Genomic DNA, 8,843 nt, shown 5'->3' with positions numbered 1-8,843 from the left:
TGCTGATGCCCAGTGCGGCGACCTGGCGGCCGTACGCCACGTTCATCCGGCGGTTGAGCCGGCCCAGGGCCGAGACGACCTTCTCCACCTGGGGGTCCAGGTCGCCGAACTCACGCTGGTAGGCCGCGATCTGCTCGTCGAGGCTCGGCTCCTGCGATGTCCCGGGGGCCGCACCGGCCGGGGACCCCTGCGCCGGTTCGCCGGCCTCTTCCGGTGACGGGTCGGCCGGTGCTGTCTCGGGTGCCTGCTCGGCCCGCGTCGGACGGCCGGGCCTCTGCTCGGGGGTGTCGGACATGCGCCTCACTATCCCATGCCGCTGGTTTGGCTTTAAGTCCTTCGATGTGTACTGTTGAGGTTCGAACTTTAGTTTCTAAGTCTTCAACTTTCAGTCCTCCGGACTGACCGACCGAGGCAGGTGAGTGTGACCAAGGCGATGGGCGCTGCGATGCGCCGGATCCAGGCGGGGAACGTGCTGAGCGCGTTCGGGCTCGGGTTCACCGTTCCGTACCTCTATGTGTATGTGGCGCAGGTGCGGGACCTGGGGGCGAGTACGGCGGGCGTCGTGCTCGCCGTCTTCGCCATGGCCGCGCTCGTGGTGCTTCCCTTCACCGGGCGGACCATCGACCGCCGCGGGCCGCTGCCCGTGCTCGTCGTGGCCGCGCTGCTGGCCTCGGGCGGGGCTCTGGCCATGGGCCTGGCCCACGGTGTCTACGCCACCGTGCTGTCCGCGGCGCTGCTGGGCGCTGGTACGGCCGTGATGCAGCCGGCGCTGGCGACGATGATCGTCTGGTGCTCGAGCCCGTCCACCCGCACGCGGGCCTTCGCCATGCAGTTCTTCCTGCAGAACCTGGGCCTGGGTATCGGTGGTCTGTTCGGCGGGCAGATCGTCGACAGGAGCCGGCCCGGCAGTTTCACGCTGCTGTTCTCGATCGAGGCCGCGATGTTCGTCGTCCTGGCCGTGATCGCCGCGACCGTGCGGATGCCGAAGTCGCCGTCGATCCCCGACGCGATGCCGGAGAACACCGAGGCCAAGGCCAAGGGCGGAATGCGGGCGCTGCTCGGGCACCGCGCCATGGTGCAGCTGTGCGTCCTCGGCTTCGTGCTCTTCTTCGCCTGCTACGGCCAGTTCGAGTCGGGCCTCGCGGCCTACGGCACCGAGGCCGCGGGGATCGACCCGGCGACGCTCGGTTACGCCCTGGCCGCCAATACCGCGGTGATCGTGCTCGCGCAGTTCCTCGTGCTGCGGTTCGTCGAGCGGCGCCGTCGGTCGCGTGTGATCGCCGCGGTCGGGCTGATCTGGGCCGTGGCCTGGCTCGTGGCCGGCTACGCGGGGCTCGGGCACGGCGGGCAGGCGATGGCGACGGCCGCCTTCGTCTCGACGTACGCGCTGTTCGGGCTCGGCGAGGCGATGCTCTCGCCGACGGTGGCCCCGCTCGTCGCGGATCTCGCACCGGAGTCGATGGTCGGTCAGTACAACTCAGCGTTCGCTCTGGTCAAGCAGCTGGCGCTGGCGGTCGGCCCGGCGGTGGGCGGTCCTGTGGGGGCCACGTTGCACGGTCCGTACATCGTGACGTTCGTCCTCTTCTCCCTGGGCATCAGCCTGTTGGCCCTGAAGCTGGGGCGGAACCTCACGGCCGTACAGGACCGGCCCTCGCTCGCGTCCGCGTCGCGGGTGGTCGCCCGGCACCGGCCCGAACGGGACAGGGTGGCGTCCGCCGCCTGACGGGCGGCGGACGGCGTCGGCGCTAACCGGGCGGATCGGGAAGGGCGAACTCGCACCACACCGCTTTGCCGCCGCCGGGAGTGCGGCGGCTCCCCCAGGACGAGGCGATCGTCGCGACGATGGAGATCCCGCGGCCCGCCTCGTCCTCCGTTTCGGCGCGGCGGCGGCGCGGAAGGTGATCGTCACCGTCCGTGACCTCGATGATCAGCCTGCGGTCGGTGCGCCGCAGTCGCAGCCGCATGGGCGGCGTGCCGTGCTGGAGCGAGTTCGCGACCAGCTCGCTCGCCGCGAGCACACCGAGGTCGCGCAGTTCCACGGGGAACCGCCACGACGCCAGCACGCCCGATGCGAACGCCCGTGCGCGGGGCGCGGCCTCCACACCGCCGAGCAGTTCGAGCGCGGCGTTGTGGAAGAGCTCCGCGTCCCCGCCCGAGCGGGTCGGGTGCTGCAGGACGAGGACCGCGACGTCGTCGTCATGGTCCGCGGTGACCCCCAGAGAGCGGATCAACCGGTCGCACACGACCTGGGGCGTGCCGGTCGCTCCGGCGAGCGCCCGCTCCAGCGCGGCGACACCGTCGTCGATGTCCTCACCGCGCCGTTCGACCAGTCCGTCCGTGTAGAGCACGGCGGTGGAGCCCGGCTGCAGCGGGATGGTGGCCGAGGAGTGCAGCCAGCCTCCGGTGCCGAGCGGCGGGCCGGTCGGCTCCTCGGCACGGTGGACCGTGCCGTCGGCGTCGCGCACGAGGATCGGCAGATGGCCCGCGGACGCGTACACCAGCCGGCCCTCGTTCGGGTCGTGCACCGCGTACACGCAGGTGGCGATCTGGCTGGGGTCGATCTCGGAGGCCAGTCCGTCGAGGAGCTGGAGCACCTCGTGCGGGGGCAGGTCGAGGCGGGCGTACGCGCGTACGGCGGTGCGCAGCTGGCCCATGACGGCGGCCGCTCGCACGCCGCGGCCCATGACGTCCCCGATGACGAGCGCGGTGCGGCCGGCGCCGAGCGTGATCACGTCGTACCAGTCGCCGCCGACCGCGGCGTCCGTGCCGCCCGGCCGGTAGTCGGCGGCGATGCGCAGGTCGTCCGGCTGTTCGAGCTCCTGAGGAAGCAGTGAGCGCTGCAGGGTGACGGCTGCCTCGCGGTGACGGCTCTCGCTGGCGCGCAGGCGTTCGGCGGCCTCGGCGTGGGCCGTGACGTCGGCGGCGAAGACGAGGACGCCCTTGACGAACTCGCCCTCCCGGTGCGGATCGGGGGCCTCGGCGGGCAGGCACGTGACCGTGTACGAACCACCGCCCCGGACCCGGCGGGACTTCACCGTGCGGGGCCTGCCGCTGCGCAGCACCTGGTCGAGCAGTGGGAGCAGTCCCAGTTCGGTCAGTTCGGGGCATGCCGCCGCGGCCGCGGCACCGGTGGTGCGGGGGCCGAACGCCGTCTCGTACGCCTCGTTGACGTACGAGACGCGGTGCTCGGGGCCGTGGACGAGGGCGACCAGCGCGGGCAGACCGTCGAGCAGCCCGCGGACGGGGAAGTGCTCGAGCGCCGGAACGGAGGATTCCGCCGACGGGTCCGGTGCGCCGTGCGGATCGGTGACGACGTCGGTGGCGTCGGGCTGCCGGTCCGGGCGCCGGTCGTACTCACCGCGGGCCGCGGGGACGGACCCGCGGTCCGTCCGCGCTGCGGCGCGACGCTGCGTACCGGGGAGCCGGGCGCTCCAACGCGTGAAGTTCACGGATTTTCAAGCCTCGTGGTGTCGTTGCTGTTGTCGTGCGCGGTTGCGCCCGTGTGTGTGACCGTGGCCGGTGGGGGTTCGGTTCCGGTTCCGGGGCCGCTCCTCATCGGAGCGGCCGAGTCTGCTGGTCTGGTGGCCGATCGGCGTGGAGGGGACGGCGCGCCCCGACACGTCACTCTGCGCTGGCCGCACGTCCACCTATCGTCACACGTCCAGTGTGGCCCACCGCACCGACAGCGGGGTCAGTCCTCCTCGGTTCCCGGTTCAGGAGCGTCCTGGCCCTTCCTCCCCCGTTCGTCGCCCGACACGGGGTCGGGCGGCGCCCCGGACGCGCCGGGACGGGTACCGGGCGCCCGGCCCCGCCTCCTCTCCCGGGCACTGATGGGCGGGTCCTCGTGGCGGCGCGCGAGCGGCCTGGACGGGACGCCGCCCGCGGCGAGTTCGAACTCGGCACGCGGGTGCTCCAGCGACCCGAGGGAGACGATCTCACGCTTGAACAGCCCGGACAGTGTCCACTCGGCGAGGATGCGGGCCTTCCGGTTGAAGGTGGGCATGCGGCTGAGATGGTACGCGCGGTGCATCAGCCAGGCCGGATAGCCCTTCAGCTTGCGGCCGTACACATGCGCCACGCCCTTGTGCAGCCCCAGCGACGCCACGGATCCGACGTACTTGTGGGCGTAGGTCTGCAAGGGCTGTCCCCGCAGCGAGGCGACGATGTTCTCGGCGAGCACCTTCGTCTGGCGGACCGCGTGCTGGGCGTTCGGCGCGCACTCCGTGCCGGGTTCCTTCGCGGTGACGTCGGGCACGGCGGCGGCGTCGCCCGCCGACCATGCGTGCTCGGCGCCCTCGACGGTGAGTTCGGCGGTGCACTTGAGGCGGCCGCGCTCGTTGAGCGGCAGGTCGGTGGCCACGAGGACGGGGGCGGGCCGGACACCCGCGGTCCACACGACCGTGCGGGTCGGCAGCCGGGACCCGTCGCTGAGAACGGCGACCCGGTTCTCGCAGGAGTCGAGGCGTGTGTCGAGCCGCACGTCGATGTTGCGGGCCCGCAACTCCCGGATGGCGTACTTCCCCATCTCCGCGCCGACCTCCGGCAGGATCCGGTCGCTCGCCTCGACGAGTACCCACTTCAGGTCCTCGGGCTTGATGTTGTGGTAGTAGCGGGTGGCGTAACGGGCCATGTCCTCGAGCTCGGCGAGGGCTTCGACGCCCGCGTAGCCGCCGCCCACGACGACGAAGGTGAGCGCCGCGTCGCGCAGGGCGGGCTCACGGGTGGAGGAGGCGATGTCCATCTGTTCGATGACGTGGTTGCGCAGGCCGATGGCCTCCTCCACGGTCTTGAAGCCGATGGCGTACTCGGCGAGTCCCGGCACGGGCAGTGTGCGCGAGACGGAGCCGGGGGCGAGCACCAGCTCGTCGTACCCGATCTGGTTCGCGCCGGCGCCCTCCTCCTCGGTGGCGAGGGTGGTGAAGGTGGCGGTGCGCTTGGCGTGGTCCACGGACCGGACCTCGCCGCTGACGATCTTGCATCTGTGCAGGACCCGGCGGAGCGGTACGACCACGTGTCGGGGCGAGATGGAGCCCGCGGCCGCCTCGGGGAGGAAGGGCTGGTAGGTCATGTAGGGCTCGGTCGACACGACCACGATCTCGACCTCGCCGCGCTCCAGCTCGCTCTTCAGCTTCTGCTGGAGACGGATCGCGGTGTACATCCCCACGTACCCCCCGCCGGCGACGAGAATGCGCGTGCGCGACGGGGTGCCTGGGGTCGTGTCCCGGGAGTATGCAGCCTTCACCATCCCATGACGCAACGCTCCTCGGAGTTTGTCCACAGCCCCGGCCGATTGTGTGACCGGATGTTTTGGCCACGCTCCGGCGGGGCGGTCGCCGCCGCCGGGGGAAGGTACGCAGGTCAGAGCGGAGAAAGGGGGTTCGGGGCGGGGGTGGAATCAGGAAGGTTCCGGCCCTTGCTCCGATCGGGGGGCGCAGCGGACGGAACTGCCCCTTCTGAATTGACCCCGACTCAACTATGTTCGTACCTCGTCGGGGTGTTCTGGCCGGTGACTCGTCTGATTCACCCCGGCGTCACGGCGGGGAGTCTCCGGGGGGAGACGACATCATTTCCGGGGGAACATTCATGCACATTCAGGATTCGCATTGGTCGGGCGCTGTCGCCACGGAGGTCGGTGGAAGCGGGCGCGTGAGCGCGGCCGCTAACAGCCGCTCGGCACCGCTGCGGGTGGACGCGCAGCGCAATCTGGAGCACGTGCTCAGGGCCGCTCGCGAGGTGTTCGGGGAGCTCGGCTACGGCGCTCCGATGGAGGACGTGGCACGTCGGGCGCGGGTGGGCGTGGGCACGGTCTACCGCCGCTTCCCGAGCAAGGACGTGCTGGTACGGCGGATAGCCGAGGAGGAGACCTCCCGGCTCACGGAGCAGGCGCGTACCGCCCTCGGCCAGGAGGAGGAGCCCTGGTCGGCGCTCTCCCGCTTCCTGCGCACGTCGGTGGCCTCGGGTGCGGGCCGGCTGCTGCCGCCGCACGTTCTGCGGGTCGGTGTGGCCGACGACTCGACGGTCGTCGACGACGCGGTCCGGGAGGAGACGCGGGTGCCGCAGCAGCGTCTGGGCCTCGCCGGGCAGCCCGAACTGCGGGTGGTCGCACCGCGTCCGGTGCCCGCCGCCGAGCAGGACGACGCGGGAGCGGGCGAGCTGCTCGACGTCGTGGGGCAGCTGGTCGACCGGGCGCGGGCGGCCGGTGAACTGCGCGCCGACGTCACCGTGGCGGACGTACTGCTGGTGATAGCCACCGCCGCGCCGTCCCTGCCGGACGCCGCGCAGCAGGCGGCTGCCTCGGCACGACTGCTGGACATCCTGCTGGAGGGGCTGCGCTCGCGGCCCGTGTGACCGCGGGCGTCACGGGCTCCGGACGGCCGCCCGGAGCCCGTGACGCGGCCGAGCGGCCGCGTCCGCCCGCCGGCTGGACGCGGGCTCTCCTGAGTCGGTCCGGTGCGCGGCCCTCCGGGGACGGCTCCTTACGCGGCCTGAGTCGGTCCCGGTACGCGGGTCCTCGGAGAGGACTGCTCCCGTACGCGGGGCCCGGGGACGGCCCGTTGTGCGCGCGTCCCGCGTACGCGTGCTCGGCAGCGGGCCCTCGGGAACGGACTCTGTGCCGGTCGGGTGTCGTCCTGGGATTCGGATGGTCTCCCGGACGAGTGGTTGCTGTGAAGGGGAGGCTTGACAGCCCAATCCCTGTGGCACTCTTGGCCGGTGTTCGGGTCACTGGGTGGGTACGGGGGCTTCCGCGATGAGCGGTGAGGATCGCAGCGAGCCGCACGCCGGAGGCACCGGCGACGAGGCCGGAGGGCTCGGTGGGGAGACCGGCGGGCGGGTCCCGTCGCAACGCGAGGGCGGTTCGTCGGGGCCCGGTGTCGATGCCTCGCCCTCCCCACCGGCACCGTCGGACGCCGATCTGGTCCTGCGGATGCGCGGCGGCGACGACAGCGCGTACGAAGAGCTCTTCCGCAGGCATGCCGCCGCCGTACGCCGCTACGCCCGCACCTGCTGCCGTGACGCCCACACGGCGGACGACCTGACGGCCGAGGTGTTCGCCAGGACGCTGCAGGCGGTGCGGGGAGGCGCGGGACCCGAACAGGCGGTGCGGGCGTATCTGCTGACCACCGTGCGCCGCGTCGCCGCCGCCTGGACGAGGTCCGCCCGCCGGGAGCAACTGGTGGAGGACTTCGCGGTCTTCGCCGACCAGGCGGCACGCGCCACCGGAGTGCCGCGCGAGGACACGCTCGAGCTCGGTGCCGATGTGCGCGCCATGCACGAGGCCGAGCGGTCGATGGCCCTGCAGGCCTTCCGCTCGCTGCCCGAGCGCTGGCAGGCGGTGCTGTGGCACACCGCCGTGGAGGAGGAACCACCGAGCGCGGTGGCGCCGCTGTTCGGCCTCACCGCCAACGCCACGGCGGTCCTGGCGGGCCGCGCCCGGGAAGGGCTCAAGCAGGCCTATCTGCAGGCCCATGTGAGCTCCGCGCTCACCTCGGGCGGCGACTGCGCCCGGTACGCCGACCGCCTCGGCGCCTACGCCCGGGGCGGGCTTCGGATGCGGGCCGAGCGCGGCCTCCGCAAGCACCTGGAGACGTGCGTCAGATGTCGGCTGGCCGCGGGCGAGCTGGAGCAGGTGAACTCCGGGATCCCGGCGCTGCTGCCGGTCGCCGTCATCGGCTGGTTCGCCGCGGGGTACTCGTTGAAGGCCGCCGGGATCGTGGCGGTCGGCGCCGCGGGAGCGGGTGCCGCGGCGGCCGGGGCCGGGGTGGGCTCCGGTTCGGCGGGCGCGGCGGCCGGCGCCGGTTCGGCCTCCGGCGGGTCCGGTGGCGTGGGCGGAGCGGCCGCGGCGGAGGGGCTCGCTGCTCCCGTGAAGGCCGCAATCGCCGCCGCGGTGGCTGCCGCGGTGGGCGCGGGCTTGATAGTGGCGCTCGCGGGTGAACCCGTGCCGAGGCCCCATGCGCGTCCGCCGGCGGCGCAGCCCGTCGTTCCGGCGCCCCCGGCCGCCGCGGCGCCCTCGCCGGCGCCGGCCGCGCCCGCCGTGCCCGTCGCCCCGCCCGGGGCGGCACCCCGTGAGCCGGTGCCCACCGTGGCGCCGGCGGCACCGGGTGCCTCGCCGGCCCGGGCACGTCCGGCACCCGCGCCCCCGCAGCCACCGGCACCGGTGCCCGTGCCGTCCCCACCGCCCGGGGAGACGCCCTCGCCGGCGCCTCCTTCGCCCACGACCGTCCACCGGCTCAACCGGCTCCAGTACGGGGTGGCCGGCGACCGCACCCGGCCCGAAGTACGGCTCGGCCCCGACAGCTGGGTCTGGAAGCGCCACGGCATGTCCATCGGCGGCACCCGGTACGAACACGGCGTCTCCGTCCACGCCAGATCGTCCGTGACGATCGACCTGAACCGCGAGTGCACTTCGTACGACGCGCTCGCCGGCGTCGACGACATGACGCTGGGGCTGGGAGCGGTGCGCTTCTCCGTGTACGCGGACGGGGTGCGGCGGTGGCGGTCGCCGATGCTGCGCGGCGGTGACCGGGCGGTGCCCGTCTCCGTCGGCCTCTCCGGCCGCAGGACGCTCCGCCTGGTCGTCGAACCCGACGGCGTACGGCCACTCGCCGCGACGGCGATCGCCGACTGGGCACGGTCTCGGATCACTTGCGTGTAGCGCCGCGAGCGGAGGCACGGGTCGCCTGCCGAGGTCGGCCCGGAGCACCCGCGCGACACGTGCGTGCACGGGGCTCCCAGCCCGGGCGGCATGGATGACGGCGCGCCCTGGCGCGGGCGCGGCAGGTCCGGGTGCCGGCACCCCGGGCGTCCCGCACACCGCCCCTCCGCGCCCCCGAGCCCCGCGTCCG

Annotated in this window: 6 protein-coding genes (1 of these 6 running past the window's edge); 3 read left to right on the top strand and 3 right to left on the bottom strand. The window is 73.3% G+C overall.

From position 1 onward, the window contains the following. A protein-coding gene (locus tag O7595_RS17720) for a MarR family winged helix-turn-helix transcriptional regulator (RefSeq protein ID WP_269729625.1) crosses the window boundary here: on the bottom strand, positions 1-295 show its 5' portion. The gene continues 374 nt to the left of window position 1, outside the view; only the first 295 of its 669 coding nucleotides appear in the window; it begins with the start codon at positions 293-295; its stop codon lies off the left edge, out of view. Between the two features lie 138 nt (positions 296-433). On the opposite strand from O7595_RS17720, the gene O7595_RS17715 reads away from it, so the two are divergent. After that, positions 434-1,723: an MFS transporter gene (locus O7595_RS17715; RefSeq protein ID WP_269732526.1), complete on the top strand. Its 1,290-nt coding sequence runs from the start codon at positions 434-436 to the stop codon at positions 1,721-1,723. 22 nt (positions 1,724-1,745) lie between these two features. On the opposite strand, the gene O7595_RS17710 is transcribed toward O7595_RS17715, so the two are convergent. After that, on the bottom strand, positions 1,746-3,449 hold the full coding sequence (locus O7595_RS17710) for an ATP-binding SpoIIE family protein phosphatase (protein ID WP_269729624.1): 1,704 nt from the start codon (positions 3,447-3,449) through the stop codon (positions 1,746-1,748). A 242-nt stretch (positions 3,450-3,691) separates the two neighbouring features. Continuing rightward, entirely contained in the window at positions 3,692-5,245 is a 1,554-nt protein-coding gene (locus O7595_RS17705) for an NAD(P)/FAD-dependent oxidoreductase (RefSeq protein WP_269729623.1), read from the bottom strand. 338 nt (positions 5,246-5,583) lie between these two features. Between O7595_RS17705 and O7595_RS17700 the strand changes: the two genes are divergently transcribed. Beyond that, positions 5,584-6,348 carry a TetR/AcrR family transcriptional regulator gene (locus O7595_RS17700; RefSeq protein ID WP_269729622.1) on the top strand — a complete coding sequence of 255 codons (765 nt, stop codon included), beginning with the start codon at positions 5,584-5,586 and terminating at the stop codon, positions 6,346-6,348. A gap of 400 nt (positions 6,349-6,748) precedes the next feature. Then, positions 6,749-8,653: a sigma-70 family RNA polymerase sigma factor gene (locus O7595_RS17695; protein ID WP_269729621.1), complete on the top strand. Its 1,905-nt coding sequence runs from the start codon at positions 6,749-6,751 to the stop codon at positions 8,651-8,653. Positions 8,654-8,843: the final 190 nt, after the last annotated feature.

The organism is Streptomyces sp. WMMC940 (assembly GCF_027460265.1).
Classification (GTDB): domain Bacteria; phylum Actinomycetota; class Actinomycetes; order Streptomycetales; family Streptomycetaceae; genus Streptomyces.
The sequence above is the reverse complement of the archived record's forward strand: the minus strand, read 5'-3'. Positions and strand labels throughout refer to the sequence as shown.